At 47.3% G+C, this 16,154-nt stretch carries 13 protein-coding genes; all 13 read right to left on the bottom strand.

Annotation, left to right across the window (positions count from 1 at the left end; translation table 11 throughout):
* Positions 1-349: 349 nt before the first annotated feature.
* Positions 350-1,381, bottom strand: coding sequence for a glyceraldehyde-3-phosphate dehydrogenase (locus tag ACTRXG_RS02970; RefSeq protein ID WP_474261912.1), 1,032 nt, complete (start codon positions 1,379-1,381; stop codon positions 350-352).
* Between the two features lie 139 nt (positions 1,382-1,520).
* Positions 1,521-2,114 carry a dephospho-CoA kinase gene (gene coaE / locus ACTRXG_RS02965; RefSeq protein ID WP_474261911.1) on the bottom strand — a complete coding sequence of 198 codons (594 nt, stop codon included), beginning with the start codon at positions 2,112-2,114 and terminating at the stop codon, positions 1,521-1,523.
* Entirely contained in the window at positions 2,087-2,950 is an 864-nt protein-coding gene (mutM, locus tag ACTRXG_RS02960) for a DNA-formamidopyrimidine glycosylase (protein WP_474261910.1), read from the bottom strand. The genes coaE and mutM overlap by 28 nt, the downstream gene beginning before the upstream one ends.
* 12 nt (positions 2,951-2,962) lie before the next feature.
* Positions 2,963-5,587, bottom strand: coding sequence for a DNA polymerase I (gene polA, locus ACTRXG_RS02955; protein ID WP_474284008.1), 2,625 nt, complete (start codon positions 5,585-5,587; stop codon positions 2,963-2,965).
* A gap of 262 nt (positions 5,588-5,849) precedes the next feature.
* Positions 5,850-7,631 (bottom strand): two-component system histidine kinase PnpS, encoded by a 1,782-nt coding sequence (gene pnpS / locus ACTRXG_RS02950; RefSeq protein ID WP_474261908.1) that lies wholly within the window; start codon positions 7,629-7,631, stop codon positions 5,850-5,852.
* Positions 7,628-8,332, bottom strand: a complete 705-nt coding sequence (locus ACTRXG_RS02945) for a response regulator transcription factor (protein WP_474281647.1) — start codon at positions 8,330-8,332, stop codon at positions 7,628-7,630. The genes pnpS and ACTRXG_RS02945 overlap by 4 nt, the downstream gene beginning before the upstream one ends.
* Before the next feature lie 172 nt (positions 8,333-8,504).
* A complete protein-coding gene (gene mdh / locus ACTRXG_RS02940) occupies positions 8,505-9,449 on the bottom strand; it encodes a malate dehydrogenase (protein WP_474281645.1) in 945 nt (314 codons plus the stop codon).
* Between the two features lie 29 nt (positions 9,450-9,478).
* Positions 9,479-10,747, bottom strand: a complete 1,269-nt coding sequence (icd, locus tag ACTRXG_RS02935) for an NADP-dependent isocitrate dehydrogenase (RefSeq protein ID WP_474281643.1) — start codon at positions 10,745-10,747, stop codon at positions 9,479-9,481.
* 124 nt (positions 10,748-10,871) lie between these two features.
* Positions 10,872-11,987, bottom strand: a complete 1,116-nt coding sequence (citZ, locus tag ACTRXG_RS02930) for a citrate synthase (protein ID WP_474281641.1) — start codon at positions 11,985-11,987, stop codon at positions 10,872-10,874.
* Between the two features lie 234 nt (positions 11,988-12,221).
* Positions 12,222-12,695 (bottom strand): DUF441 domain-containing protein, encoded by a 474-nt coding sequence (locus ACTRXG_RS02925; RefSeq protein WP_022793103.1) that lies wholly within the window; start codon positions 12,693-12,695, stop codon positions 12,222-12,224.
* A 108-nt stretch (positions 12,696-12,803) separates the two neighbouring features.
* On the bottom strand, positions 12,804-13,202 hold the full coding sequence (locus ACTRXG_RS02920) for an FxsA family protein (protein WP_474261904.1): 399 nt from the start codon (positions 13,200-13,202) through the stop codon (positions 12,804-12,806).
* Positions 13,203-13,287: 85 nt separating this feature from the next.
* The gene (gene pyk / locus ACTRXG_RS02915; protein WP_474261903.1) at positions 13,288-15,042 is read right to left on the bottom strand and encodes a pyruvate kinase; all 1,755 of its coding nucleotides are present in this window, start codon (positions 15,040-15,042) and stop codon (positions 13,288-13,290) included.
* Between the two features lie 84 nt (positions 15,043-15,126).
* The gene (gene pfkA / locus ACTRXG_RS02910) at positions 15,127-16,086 is read right to left on the bottom strand and encodes a 6-phosphofructokinase (protein WP_474261902.1); all 960 of its coding nucleotides are present in this window, start codon (positions 16,084-16,086) and stop codon (positions 15,127-15,129) included.
* Positions 16,087-16,154: the final 68 nt, after the last annotated feature.

The following is a 16,154-nucleotide window of genomic DNA, read 5'->3' as shown; positions in this document are numbered from 1 at the left end:
TTATTACATCATTAGGTCGCTGTATTTTTATCGGCCCGTCACGTTTTAAAGGCTACTCTGGGGGAAAGTTAGTCCGATTTGGCACTAACCCTTACAGTAACCGCTAGTATACCTGTATACGCCTGAAAACTGTGCATTTCTGCCGTCAAATTCAAGGACGCACAGGCACGAAATTCAGTATACGATGTTTATTTGCAATTTGCAACCAGTTTTCACATGCAGCATCTTTAAAGCTTTGATCCAGGGCTTTAATGCCTGTATTTAATCCATAACTTCTGTATATAATTCCCCATAGAGGATAAACAAAAAAGCGCCCCACTTACGGGACGCTTTCCCACATTAACGATTTTTAAAACGAAGCGACGGAGGAGTAGCCGACAGCTGGTTCTCCGACCATTTTTACCAGATCCACTACCCGGCAGGAGTAGCCCCACTCATTATCGTACCATGCAAGCACTTTAACCTGGCGGTCGTTAATGACCATGGTGGAGAGCGCATCTATAATAGATGAATTTTCGTTTCCATTAAAATCTGTTGATACGAGCGGGTCCTCGCAGTAGGAAATAATTCCTTTTAACTTCTGTTCTGAAGCCGTTTTTAGCGTTTGATTGATTTCTTCCTCTGTTACCGGACGCTTCATGTCAATTACCATATCCACCAGCGATACGTTCGGCGTTGGCACCCGGAGAGCCATACCATTCATTTTTCCCTCCATGGAAGGAATCACCTCTGAAAGAGCTTTAGCTGCTCCGGTAGACGTCGGGATAATCGACTGGCCGCAGGCTCTCGCCCGGCGCAAATCCTTGTGGGGATTATCCATATTGTTCTGGTCATTAGTGTATGCATGTACAGTTGTTATTAAACCGCTTTCAATACCGATGTTATCCTCAAGCACTTTGACGACCGGCGCAAGGCAGTTCGTCGTGCAGGATGCGTTTGAGATTACGTGGTGGCGTTCCGGATCGTAGTCTTTTTCGTTTACTCCCATTACGATGGTTGTATCGACTTCTTTGCCGGGAGCAGTCAGCACGACTTTTTTAGCTCCGGCTTCTATATGCATTTCAGCGTCAGGGCCACGGTTGAATTTCCCCGTCGCTTCGACCACAATATCTACACCCAGTTCCTCCCACGGAAGTTCGAGGGGATTTCGGTTTTGAAGCAGCCGGATCCGTTTTCCATCCACGATCATTTCGTCCCCTTCGGATTTTACTTCAAGCGGAAACGGACCGTGCACACTATCGTATTTCACTAAATGAGCCAGCGTTTCAGGAGGATACATGGCATTGATGGCTTTCACTTCAATTTCAGGGTCCATCATTGCCTTTCGAAAAACCATACGCCCAATTCGTCCGAAACCGTTGATCGCTATGCTTGTTTTCATTTAATATCCTCCTCTGGAAATATGTTATACTTTTATAAGTAAAATCTAAAAATAGTATAACACATTGACAGCGCATTCTTGCAACCTATTTTTAAAAAATAACCACTTTCTTTTACGAAAAGTGGTTATCCATCCGTTTTTATTTTATTTTCCATTGATGGAGCAGCTCGTTCACCTGGGTTTTTGTTTCCTTTTCTGTCCCCGAATTATCGATCACTGCATCCGCCAGCTCTCTTTTTTCTCCGAGAGGCATTTGCGATTTGATTCTAGCAGCCGCATCTTCTTCTCCCCGGCCGTCACGCTCCACGAGCCGCTGCTTTTGCGTTGCTTCATTGACATAAACGACGATAATGCGGTCGACCAGAAAGTTTAAATTGTTTTCGAGCAGAAGCGGGATATCGAGCACGACATGTTCATTTCCTTCACGTACGAGATCATCCCGTTTGCTCATCATGCGCTGCCTGACAGCCGGGTGAATAATTTGATTAAGCACCTGGCGTTTTTCAGTATCATTAAAAATGACAGAGCCTAATTTTTTTCTGTCGAGCGTTCCATCAAACTGGAGAATTTCCGGGCCGAAGTGCTCAATAATCTGCTCCAGGGCAGGCTCCCCCGGCTCCACCACTTCCCGTGAAATCACATCAGCATCAATCACGGGAAGGCCCTGCTCCCGCAGAGCGTCTGCCACCAGTGACTTACCGCTTGCTATTCCGCCTGTAAGGCCGATAACCATTCCGTCCCCTCCTTCGTCTGGCAGACTGGACAGTAGTGCGTACCCCGGCCCGCTACTACAGCCCGCTCAATTTCATGACTGCATACTTTGCACGGCTCCCCTTTTCTTCCATATACAAACAGATTTAATTGAAAAGCGCCGGCCTGTCCGTCTCCATTCACATAGGAGCGTACCGTGCTTCCTCCCTGTTTGACTGCCTCTTCAATCACTTCTGTGATCTGCTTTCGAAGGATTTCTACCACAGGCTTTTCAAGTCCTGCGGCCGGAGCGTCCGGCAGAACACCCGCCCGGAACAGCGCTTCATCCACATAAATGTTTCCGAGACCTGCAATAATTGATTGGTCGAGCAGTACCGCCTTAATACTGCGTGAGGTTTTTTGAAACCGGGCGTGCAGGTAATCAGCGGTAAAAGAAGCATCACGATAAGGCTCCGCCCCGAGCTGGTTCAGCGGTTTTTCGTTCCACTCCTCTCCTCGGCTGAACACATGCATCGTGCCGAATTTACGCACGTCACGGTAGCGGAGCTCCGTACCGTCGGTGAAATAAAAGCGCACATGCGTGTGTTTATCCGGCTCCCCGCCGTCACTCCATTCGTAACGACCTTCCATACGTAAGTGGGAAACAACAGCCAGATCTTCAAGATAAATTACTAAAAATTTCCCTTTACGGTGCACGCGCTCGATCGTCTTTCCTCCAAGCATCATTGAAAAGGCTTCGTGGTCATCGGGGCGTTTAATAATATTAGGCCAGTATACTTTCACGGTCTCCACCGTTTTTCCAACGGCCGTGTCTTCTAAATTCCGCCGGACCGTTTCTACTTCCGGTAATTCAGGCATCGTTCTCTCTCCTTATTTCGCATCATACCATGTCGGGCCCTGGGCCACGTCTGCTTTTAAAGGCACCGACAGTTCAATTGTCTGCTCCATCAGCTCCGGCACAAGCTCCTGCATGGTTTTCACTTCATTTTCGGGTACTTCAAAGATCAATTCGTCGTGTACCTGAAGCAGCAGCCGGCTGTTCAGTCCTTTTTCTTCAAGGGCTTTGCTTACATCCACCATCGCTTTTTTAATAATATCAGCCGCCGTGCCCTGAATAGGAGTGTTCATAGCTGTTCTTTCTGCAAAGCTGCGCTGGTTAAAGTTGCGGCTGTTCATGTCGGGCAGATACCTGCGGCGGTGCAGAAGTGTCGTTACAAACCCGTCGCGTCTCGCTTCATCCTTGATCTCATTCATGTAATTCTGCACGTTGGGATAGCTTTTTAAATAGCTCTCAATAAATTCTTTCGCTTCGTTTCTCGTAATGCCAAGGCTCTGCGAAAGGCCGTAATCCGAAATGCCGTAAACGATTCCGAAATTTACAGCTTTCGCACTTCTGCGCATGTTGGATGTCACTTCGTCGTGCCCTACGCCAAACACATCCATCGCAGTTTTTGTATGAATGTCCATATTGTTCTGGAAAGCTTCCTTGAGCCCCTCATCATCTGCAATATGAGCGAGCACCCGGAGTTCAATCTGCGAATAGTCTGCCGATAAAATAGACCACCCGGGTTCAGAAGGAATGAAAGCCTTCCGGATACGCCGGCCTTCTTCAAGGCGGATTGGGATGTTCTGCAGATTCGGCTCAGTAGAACTCAGCCGTCCTGTCTGCGTAATCGCCTGGTTGAACATCGTATGAATTTTGCCCGTAGTTGGGTGAATAACTTTTAGGAGCCCTTCAATATATGTCGAACGCAGCTTCGAAATCTGGCGGTACAACAACAGATTTGGAATAATTTCATGCTGGTCACTCAGTTTCTCGAGCACATCCGCCGACGTGGAATAGCCGGTTTTCGTTTTCTTAACAGCCGGCAGTCCGAGCTCTTCAAACAGAATTGGCCCGAGCTGCTTCGGCGAATTAATGTTAAATTCACGCCCGGCTTGTTTGTAAATTTCTTTTTCAAGCTCTGTGAGGCGGCCGTCCAGCTCATCACCGATCACCTCAAGCTGCGAACGGTCCACAGAGATGCCCTGGGTTTCCATCTGTCCGAGTACAAGCGACAGCGGCATTTCCAGCTCCTTAAACAGTTCGAGCTGCTCGTTCTGTTTTAAGTCCTCTTCAATTTTCCCCTGCAGCCGGTAGACGGCTTCACCTTTCCGGATCAGATGCTCTGCCAGTGCTTCTTCCTCCGGCTTCGTACGTTTGGCACCTTTGCCGTAAACTGCTTCGTCGGTGTCCACCACCTGCAGATTCCGGCGCTTTGCTATATCAGACACGTGATGCGAAGATACAGAGGGATCAATTAAATAGGAGGCTATCAGCGTATCATGGGTGATACCCCGGAGTTCCACGCCTTTCCAGCCCAGAGCAACGACAGCGCGCTTTGTATCAAACGTATATTTTTCTTTGGATTCGTCTTTAGCCCATTCCTGGAATGCTTCACTCTGCAGCGCGTCTTCTGTGGAAATAAAATACCGGCCGGTTTCATTAATAACCGCTATGCCCCAGATACTCCCGTGGTGATAATTTTCTTCCGGCACTTCCACCACCAGGGCAGACGGGGAAACGAGCATATCCTCCTGCACGTCTTTTACATGCTTGTATGCCAGCTCATCGAATGTCTGCTGCGCTTCATCAACGTCATCAAATTTGTTTAACAGCGTTTGAAACTCCAGCTCGCGGAAAAGATCTGTCACTTCTTTTACGTCATAGTCTTCATGCTTTAATTGCTGAAGCTCTAAATCGAGCGGCGTTTCCCGGTAAATAACAGCGAGTTCTTTGCTCATTTTCGCCTGTTCTTTATTTTCTTCGAGCCGTTCCTTCATTTTTTTTCCGGAAATTTTATCAATGGACTCCAGTACTTTATCCACGGAGCCGTATTCCTGTAACAGCTTTAATGCGGTTTTTTCCCCGATCCCGGGCACGCCTGGAATATTATCCGAGCTGTCCCCCATCAGCCCCTTCATATCAGTAATCTGAAGAGGAGTAAGGCCGTACCGATCCTGAATCGCATCCGGGTCATACAGTTCGGTGTTTGTTATTCCTTTTTTGATAAAGGAAACATGCACGTGAGGACTGACCAGCTGCAGCAGGTCCCGGTCACCAGTATAGATGCGCACGTCCCAGTTTTCATCCTCGGCCCGTTTCGAAAGGGTGCCGATAATATCATCTGCTTCATAGTTCTCCTTTTCGATATAAGGAACTTTAAAAACGTCCAGCACTTCACGAATGACTGGAAGCTGTTCGGATAACTCAGAAGGGGTTTTTTCCCGGCCGGATTTGTACTCGCTGTAAGTATCGTGGCGGAAGGTTGTTTTCCCGGCATCAAAGGCCACCAGCACGTGGCTTGGCTCCTCGTCCTCCAAAATTTTTAAAAGCATGGTTGTAAAGCCGTAAATCGCATTTGTATAAACGCCTTTATCGTTATTTAAAAGAGGCAGGGCAAAAAAGGCCCGGTAAGCAATACTGTTTCCATCCAATAATACTAGTTTACTCAAATTATTGTCCTCCTTATTACAAAAAGCCGAACCGGCTTCTTATGTACTTCATCAAGCGGGCTTTCACGTTCATCGTTATATTTTATCATACACCGCGGACAGCGTCAGAATGTCTACCTGAAAAAAGCATAAAAAAAGAACGAAAGCCAAGGGGTGCTTTCGTTCCAGAGGGGATGCAGCCCGCTGCAAAAACAGACAGCGGATGAAAACCCGTTCGACCACTATGTTATCGCATAAATGTAAATAGGTCGTTTACCGGAGGTTAAGAATTTGTAAATTCTTCCTCTACGGGCTGTCTCTCCCCGGGAAAACGCAGTGTGAATACCGTTCCTGCGTCCCTGGTGCTATTCACTTCGATACGGCCGCCGTGGGCGTCCGTCAGATGTTTAACAATAGCAAGTCCGAGCCCGGTGCCGCCCGAACCGCGGCTTCTCGCTTTATCAACACGATAGAACCGCTCAAAGATACGCGGCAGCTGCTCGGGACTGATACCGATGCCGTTGTCTTCTACTTCAAGCACTACTTCCTCTGCTTCTTTAAACAACCGCACCTGCACTTCCCCGCCTTCTTTTGTATAAATAATGGCGTTATTGACCAAGTTGATAATAATTTGTTTCAACCGGGCTTCGTCCCCATCCATATAAATTCCTGCGTCCACACGCGAAGTAAGCAGCAAATGTTTATCAATCGCTTTAGGCTCAAGCAGGCGGACGGCTTCTGCAGCCGTATTGCTCACATCGAATCGTGACCGGTTTAATTCAAAATAATCCTGCTCAATTCTTGAAAGCTCCAAAAGATCACTGATTAAATCCTGGAGCCGGTCGCTTTCTTTCCAAATAATATCCAGGAACTGTCTGCTTAGCGCTTCGTCATGCATAGCCCCGTCCAGGAGCGTTTCGGTAAAGCCTTTTACGGAAGTAACCGGCGTTTTTAATTCGTGTGATACGTTCGCGACAAAATCTTTCCGCACTTCCTCCAGCTTTTTCAGCTCTGTAATATCATGCAAAACAAGCACAATGCCGCGCAGCTCATCTTTTTCCCCCAGCACCGGAGCACCGTAGACGTGGAAAAAACGCACTTCAAGTTCATGAAGCATCTGCACAGTGGCACTGGACCGGCTCTCTGTTAAAAATATTTTCTGGATAAGCTTAATGATCTCTTTCTCGTCCATTGCTTCATAGTACAGTAAATCGAGCCACTGGCTTGTGTCTTCCTTAAAAATACGGGCACAGTAGGCATTCATCAACGTAATTTCGCCGCGGCTGTTTATAAATACCAGGCCGCTTTCCATCGTATTGATCAGCGTTTCAAGCCGTTCCTGCTGCTCCTGATTTTCCTTTGTCACACTTTCAAGATTAAATGCGAGCACGTTAATCGAACGGGTCAGCTGACCGACTTCATCCTGCGTACTTCCATAAGCCCTGGCGCTGAAATTTCCTTTAGCCAGTTCATTGGCCGTTCTTGTAGCCTGAGTAATTGGTTTCGTCAACTGATTTGTCACTTTTGTTGTAATATATAAAATGATCAGAAGCGCGATACCAAAGCTCCCAATCAAAGTTCCCCAGATCAGCCAGTTAGTGGCATTGATCCGTTCAACAGGAATAGCCAGCCTCATATAATGCGTATCGTTTTCATACGAAAATGGCACAGCGTAATAAAGGAGCTCTGCTTCCACCGTCTCACTGTACCGCAGATTACTGCCTTCACCATTTTCCCGCGCTGATTCTATTTCCGGACGCCCGAAATGGTTATCGAGTTCTTCAGGCTCCGCTTCAGTTTCTCCGATCACGGTTCCGTTTTCATCCATAATCGTCACACGGACATCCAGCTGGCTGCTGATATTCTGTGCCAGTGCTTCCCAGCTTTCTTCATTTCGTTCTTCAGCAATCGAGGCAGAAAGGTTGGCCTCCCTTTCAAGACTGTTCTCGAGCTCATCCACGTAAAGAGAACGGACAATCTGTCCGATCACAAGCCCTACGACGGTCAAAACGATTAAAATAATCGCCATCAGAGCTACGATCAGGCGGGTACGGAATCTCCTCATGCAGGTGCCGGCTCCTCAAATTTATAGCCAAGGCCGCGGACCGTTTTGATGTATACCGGTTTTTTCGTATTCGGTTCAATTTTTTCACGCAGATGACTGATATGTACATCAACGATTCTCGTGTCTCCGACAAATTCGTAATTCCATACTGCATTCAACAGCTGGTCACGCGTAAGCACCCGTCCTTTATGGTTAATTAAGTACACGAGCAGCTCAAATTCCTTCGGCGTCAGCTCAAGCGCTTCTTCTTTTACATATGCTTCATAATTTTCCGGATACACTGTTAAATGGCCGATGCTTTTTCTTTCTATCTTTTCCGTTTCCTGTCCGGAATAGTCCACTCTGCGCATGATAGCCTTGACACGGGCAACCAGCTCACGAGGACTGAACGGCTTTGTCATATAATCATCGGCTCCCAGTTCAAGACCGAGTACTTTATCAAACTCTTCGTCTTTTGCCGTCAGCATCAAAATTGGTACCTGAATCTTTTCTGTCCGGATTTTCCGGCACACTTCAAGGCCGTCGATCTCTGGAATCATTAGATCGAGCACAATTAAATCGTACTTTACCTCCTGTGCTTTCCGGAGTGCTTCCACGCCGTCGTAAGCTGTATCCACCACGTATCCCGACTGCTCAAGATTGTATTTTAACAGCGTTACAATGGATTCTTCATCGTCTACTACCAATAACCTTGTTGCCATATGAACCCTCCGCCTCTCAGCGCCCCCCTTGGCACTGATTATTTTCCCGAGCTGCTGCATCTGTCACATTCATCATACTATAAGCGAGTCATACAGCTCAATGTTTATCGCTTTTCTCCTGTTGGCATAAAAAAAAAGCTGCCTGTACGATACAGGCAGCTTCAGCACTTCTTTAATCGTTCGGTAATGCCTTCATGACATCACGAACAGAATCAGCAGAAGTATTCAATTGATTTTGTTCTTCATCTGTCAGCTCGAGCTCGATAATTTTTTCCAACCCGTTACCGCCAAGAATGGTCGGTACCCCGAGGTAAAGATCATTATATCCATATTCGCCTTCAAGAAAAGCAATAGATGGAATCACTCGCTTTTTATCTTTTAAAATCGCTTCAACCATTTCCGTGAGAGCAGCGGCTGGAGCGTAATAAGCACTCCCATTACCGAGAAGCTGCACAATTTCCCCTCCGCCCTTGCGCGTGCGTTCAATGATTGCGTCAATACGTTCCTGGGATATGAGCTTAGTCAGCGGCACTCCGCCAGCGTTAGAGTAACGGATCAGCGGTACCATGTCATCTCCGTGGCCACCAAGAACGAATCCCTGGATGTCTTCAACGGAAATGCCGGTTTCCTGGGCGACAAACGTACGGAAGCGTGCCGTATCGAGTACTCCGGACTGACCGATAACACGGTTTTTAGGGAAGCCGGATTCTTTGTACACCGCATATGTCATTGCATCTGCTGGATTGGTGAGCACGACAATAATGCATTCCGGCGAATGCTTCACCACTTCTTTTGTGACAGATTTCATGATTTTTGCGTTTGTATTAATCAGATCATCCCGGCTCATCCCCGGCTTTCTTGCAATACCTGCTGTGATTACGACAATGTCCGATCCAGCTGTATCAGCGTAATCCGAGGTGCCGGTCACATTAACATCCGACCCATATACTGGAGTCGACTCGAGCATGTCGAGTGCTTTTCCTTTTGTCGGCCCTTCATTGTCCGGGACGTCTACAAGCACTACATCCCCAAGCTCTTTCTGGGCAACCATAAGAGCCGTAGTAGCACCTGTAAAGCCGCCACCTATAACTGATACTTTTCTGCGCGTAATAGCCATGCATGCTCATCTCCTATCAATTGATTGGATTACATATTGCTGATTAGAGCGTCACCGAATTCAGAGCACTTCACTTCTTTTGCACCGTCCATCAGACGGGCGAAGTCATAGGTTACGACTTTGCTTCCGATGGTTTTGTCCATGGATTGAAGCACAAGCTCGGCAGCTTCATTCCAGCCAAGGTGACGAAGCAGCAGTTCTCCGGAAAGGATAACAGAGGAAGGATTCACTTTGTCCAGGCCGGCATATTTTGGCGCTGTGCCGTGTGTAGCCTCGAAAATAGCGTGTCCCGTCTCATAGTTGATGTTGGCGCCTGGAGCAATACCAATGCCGCCAACCTGCGCAGCCAGCGCGTCAGAAACATAGTCTCCGTTTAAGTTCATAGTGGCTACTACATCAAACTCTTTCGGACGTGTCAGAATCTGCTGCAGGAAGATGTCTGCAATAGCATCCTTTACGATGATTTTGCCTTCGCTTACCGCTTTATCCTGAGCAGCGTTTCCTGCTTCCTTGCCTTCTTTTTCTACGATTTCATCGTATTCGCGCCATGTGAAGACCTTATCTCCGAATTCACGCTCTGCAAGGTCGTAGCCCCAGTTTTTGAAGGAGCCTTCGGTGAACTTCATAATATTTCCTTTGTGTACGAGGGTTACACTTTCACGGCCTTCATCGAGTGCGTATTGAATAGAAGCACGGACGAGGCGCTCAGTACCTTCTTTGGAAACAGGTTTTACACCGATACCGGAGGTTTCAGGGAAACGGATGTTTTCGGAGCCCATTTCATTTTGCAGGAAGTCGATTACTTTTTTCACTTCATCTGTGCCTTCCTGGAATTCAATACCGGCATAAATGTCCTCAGTGTTCTCACGGAAAATAACCATGTTAACGTCTTCCGGACGCTTTACCGGGGAAGGTACGCCTGTAAAGTGCTGTACCGGACGCAGGCATGTAAACAGGTCAAGCTTCTGGCGAAGTGCTACGTTCAGGGAACGAATGCCTCCACCGATAGGAGTGGTGAGCGGGCCTTTAATAGCGATTAAGTATTCACGGATAGCATCCAGGGATTCTTCCGGGAGCCATTCGCCTGTTTTATCATAAGCTTTCTGACCTACAAGAATTTCTTTCCAGTGAATTTTCTTTTCACCGTTATAGGCTTTTTCTACAGCTGCATCCAATACTTTCTCTGCTGCAGCCCAGATGTCCGGACCAATGCCGTCCCCTTCGATATAAGGGATGATTGGTTCGTTTGGCACCGTTAAATTACCATTATTAGTTTGAATCTTTTCTCCGTTAGACATAAAATAAATCCTCCTTTAATATGATCAACTTTTCTTTTTTACCCGGACATCAAATCATGCCCGGGACGCTGAATAAGCGGAAGCAGGAAAACGAAGCACCGTTTTCCACAATTTCAGTTCCAGTTTACCGTTCGTCGAGAGAAACATACGTTTTATTTTCCGGGCCGACATATTCTGCACGCGGACGGATTAAACGATTATTTTCATACTGCTCAAGAATATGAGCGATCCATCCGGACGTACGGCTGACGGCAAAAATCGGTGTAAACAAGTCGTGGTCAATGCCGAGACTGTGATATACAGACGCTGAAAAGAAATCCACGTTCGGCAGAAGACCTTTTTCGTTTTCGATTTTTTCTTCAACTTTCATCGACATGTCATACCATTTTGATTCACCGGTAACTTCTGTCAGCTGACGGGACATCTCACGCAGGTATTTGGCACGAGGATCGCCATTTTTATATACCCGGTGTCCGAATCCCATAATCTTTTCTTTGTTATCAAGAAGCTTCTGCACATAGCTGTCCACATTGTCCGGGGTTCCGATTTCTGTCAGCATCCCCATTACACGCTCATTGGCGCCGCCGTGAAGCTCGCCTTTTAATGCGCCGATAGCCGCTGTTACTCCAGAATACATATCCGAAAGGGTGGCTACACAAACACGGGCAGTAAATGTAGATGCATTCAGTTCATGGTCAGCGTGCAGAATCATCGCTTTGTTAAACGCTTTAATCGATGTTTCATCTGGTGCTTCTCCGTTTAGCATATACAAAAAGTTTGCAGAAAAGCTCAGTGCAGGATCAGGCTTAATCGGGTCTTTTCCTTTTCGAACTCTTGCAAAACCTGTAACGAGAGATAGAATCTGTGCCTGCAGCCGCACCGCTTTACGCTGGTTTGCTTCTTCGCTCATGTCATCAGCTTCACTGTCGTAAAGGCTCAACTGCGAAACTGCAGTACGAAGAGCAGCCATAGGGCGCACTTTATCGACCGGATACTGTTTCATATATTCAAAAATTTCATCCGGTACACTCATATTATCCATGAGCGACTGACGGAAATTATTATATTCTTCTTTGGTTGGAAGCTCCCCGTACCAAAGCAGATAAATAACTTCTTCAAAAGAGGCATTTTCTGTCAGGTCATCAATATGATAGCCCTGGTATCTCAATACATCATCAACAATGGAGCTGACACTGGAAGTAGTAGCTACAACGCCTTCTAAACCACGAGTTGAACTCATTACACAATCTCTCCTTTAATTCAAAAAGTATAGCGTATGTACTGAAGAAGAAAATGCTTACATTTTCCTTTTAATAAAACATACGCTTCGAAAACAGAACGGTTGGTCTGTTTTTGACATAAAAGCCCATTGCACTGCAACTTTTTGGAGGTATAGCGCATTCAATTGTGTATACAATAATGACTTTTCCCCTGTTGAGGCAGCCGGAGATACCTCCGGCTGTTATTCAGCCGTCTATCCGCCGAGAGAGGAAAACCACTCCACGGCTCTCATCGCAATATAAGCGATGCCGGCCCCGATAAGAGGCCCGACGGCAATACCGTTAAACAGAGCTACTGCTAAAATGGTGCCAAGCACAAGCGCAGTAGTGATATGCGGATCTGTCTGAAGAAGCTCTACACCACCCTTGGCAATAAGCGCCACCAGTATGCCCGAGGCGAGCGCAATCCATGCATAATAGGAACGAACTGCTTCACCGAGCTGGCGAAAGCCAATGTCCCCAGTAGCAATGGGGACCAGAACCGCAAATGTCAAAATAGTAACAGCAATTTCAATGCCTTTTGCCTGCATAAACGGAAATATTTTATCGCCCAGTCCTGTCCATTTAATAACGATTAAAGCAGCGACAGCTATGATTAATGACTGGTTTTTTGCGAAAATCCCCACCGCAAGCAGTATAAGTAAAAAAACTGAGGCTTGCGATAACAATGCATGGTCATCCTTCCAAATTAAACGCTCCTAATAATCCTACCACATTTGACAATTTCATGTCATGTACGCCCGGAAAGTTTTCAGAAGTTTCAATCGGGAGCAGGCTTACCACCTGCGCCCCATCACTCTTATATTCCCGTTATCCACCATTTTTTTAAACCATTTCTTTAAAACGGCTTTCATTCCTCTTCTCGACCACGGAATTAACAGGCTGAAACCGAGAGCGTCTGTGATAAATCCCGGGGTGAGCAGCAGCGTGCCGCCAACAAGAATACAGACACCATCCAGAACAATATCCCCAGGCATCTCCCCCCGCTGCGTCTGCATCTGCAGCGTACGGAACACCTGCAGGCCTTCCCGTTTCGCAAGCCAGGCCCCAAGCAGCCCGGTCGCAATAATGAGTGCAATTGTCGGCCATATGCCGATCGTGTTGCCGGATAATATTAATACACCTACTTCTGCGGCCGGTACAATAATCAACAGCAATAAAAACCATTTACCCATCTGCCCGCCCCCTTTCATTTAAAAATTTATCCAGATTTCTTCGTCGTTTCAGCATTACCGGGTTATAGTTAGTTCTCAGAATCTCTTACAATACACTCGCATGTCCGCGGTAAATGTCGCCTCTTGAAGCGTCGACTGTAATTTCTTCGCCATCTTCAAACAAGTTTCTGGCTTCTTCAACCCCGACTACTACAGGGATACCCAGATTCAGTCCTACAACAGCAGCATGGGATGTCAAGCCGCCTTCTTCTGTCACCACAGCCAGCGCTTTTTCCACAGCAGGCATCATATCTTTATCCGTTGCCTGAGTGACGAGCACCGCGCCCTCTGTCATTTTGGCATTTGCCTCTTCTGCACTGCCTGCAACCACTACTCGTCCTGATGCAGTGTAACGGCCAATGCCCTGTCCTTTTGCCACTGTTTCTCCGATCACGTGGACCTTCATCAGGTTAGTCGTTCCTGTTTCACCTACAGGTACTCCGGCAGAGATAACTACAAGGTCCCCACGGCTGACAAGCTCTTCCGACAGAGCTTTGCTTACGGTGACATCAAGCATTTCATCGGTAGTACTCGATTTTGTGCCAAGCAGTCCCTGAACGCCCCAGATTAAAGCGAGCCGGCGATAGACACGTTCATTACTTGTAACTGCAATGATCGGTGACTCCGGACGGTATTTTGAAACAATACGTGCAGTATACCCGCTTTCGGTGGCGGTCAGAATCGCTGAGGCATTTAATGCATAAGCCGTATAGGCAACGGACTGCCCGATGGAGTTGGTAATTGAAGGCTTGCTTTCTTTGGTTTTTTCATCGAGCGTATTCCGGTACTGCAGGGAGGATTCTGCTCTAAGCGCGATGTTGCTCATTGTTTCCACGGATTCCACTGGATAGTCCCCGGCTGCTGTTTCCCCGGAAAGCATGATAGCATCTGTACCATCGAAAATGGCATTCGCCACATCACTTGCTTCAGCACGGGTTGGACGCGGGTTGTGCTGCATGGAATCGAGCATCTGAGTAGCTGTGATGACTGGCTTTGCCAGGAAGTTGCAGCGTTTAATCAGACGCTTTTGTACGAGTGGTACTTCTTCTGGCGGAATTTCAACTCCCATATCTCCGCGAGCCACCATCAGGCCGTCAGATACTTCCAGAATTTCCTCGACGTTGTCGATGCCTTCCTGGTTTTCAATTTTCGGCACGATAAACGTGTCTTCAGCTCCGTGTTTTTCCAGGAGCTCCCGGATTTCCAGCACGTCAGAAGCCCTGCGCACAAATGAAGCTGCAATAAAATCTACGTTGTTTCTAATTCCGAATTCGATGTCATCCGCATCTTTTTCTGTGATCCCTGGCAGATTGACCTTCACATTTGGAAGGTTAACGCCTTTTTTATTTTTCAGTTCGCCGTTATTCAGCACTTTCGTATGAACTTCTTTGTCTTCGATACCGGTTACTTCAAGCTCAATCAGTCCATCATCAAGAAGAATTTTTTTGCCGACCTCCATATCATCAGTAAGGCCATCGTGGGTGACAGAGATTTTTTCTTTTGTCCCTACGACTTCTTCTGTGCTGATGATCAGCGGCTGTCCTTTTTCAAGTTGAATAGCGCCGCCTTCCATCGTATGAGTCCGCACTTCCGGACCCTTGGTGTCCAGCAGAATAGCAACGTTTTTTTTCAGACGGGCAGAAACTTCACGTATGCTGTCAATCCGGGCCTGATGCTCATCAAAGTCCCCGTGGGAAAAGTTGAGTCTCGCTACATTCATGCCGTTTTCAATTAATTTCTCCAGCGTTTCCGGCGCTTCACTTGCCGGTCCTATCGTACATACAATTTTTGTTTTTCGCATGATTTTCCTCCTGTTCTCTCTCTAAAATCCTAGTTCATTGTACCATAGAAACTTTTCATCCGTGACACTGCGTTGACCCCGGAATTAAATCGACAGTTCCTGTGACAATTTATACATGCCGGAGTCTACCTGATGCTTTTGCCTAAGCACCTCCGGAATGGATTTATCAACAATCTCATTTTTTTCAATGCCGACCATCCGTCCTTCTTTACCGTTTAAAAGAAGCTCCACGGCCCTTGCTCCCAGACGGCTTGCGAGCACACGATCAAATCCGGTTGGCGAGCCTCCGCGCTGGATATGGCCGAGCACGGTCACCCTCGTTTCAAGATTCGTCGTTTCCTGAATTTTTTGGCCGAATTCTGTTCCGCTCCCCACGCCTTCAGCGATAATGATGATACTGTGTTTTTTGCCCCTCGCGTGACCACGGCGGAGACGGCTTACTACCTGATCCATGTCATATTCTTCTTCTGGAATAAGAATCGTCTCTGCGCCGTCGGCGAGCCCGGACCAGAGAGCGAGGTCCCCGGCATCTCTGCCCATTACTTCAATAACGTATGTACGCTCATGTGAAGTGGCGGTATCACGGATTTTATCAATAGCGTCGATGACTGTGTTCAGCGCCGTATCAAAGCCGATTGTGTAATCCGTTCCCGGGATGTCATTGTCGATTGTGCCCGGCACGCCAATCGTCGGATAGCCAAGCTCGGTCAATTTTTCAGCACCGCGGAAGGAACCGTCACCGCCTATGACGACCAATGCTTCAATGCCTCTTGCATTCAGCTGATCCACTGCCTTCTGGCGTCCTTCAGGTGTACGGAACTCTTCACAGCGGGCGGTATACAATTTCGTTCCGCCGCGGTGGATAATATCCCCAACGTCGCCAAGCTCCATTTTTTTGATATCGCCTTCGATCAGCCCGGCATAACCGTACTGAACCCCGTAAACCTCAAGATCGTGATAAATCGCCTTCCGAACAACAGCACGTATGGCTGCATTCATTCCCGGAGAATCTCCTCCACTAGTTAGTACTCCAATCCGTTTCATTCCATAACTCCTTCCCTTTGCATTCCTGTTTATCATTATACCCGTTATAGACCCGATGACACAAAAGT

The sequence above is a fragment of the Marinococcus sp. LNSP9103-4 genome, from assembly GCF_056034345.1.
Note: the sequence above shows the minus strand (reverse complement) of the source record. Positions and strands in the feature narration are given on the sequence as shown.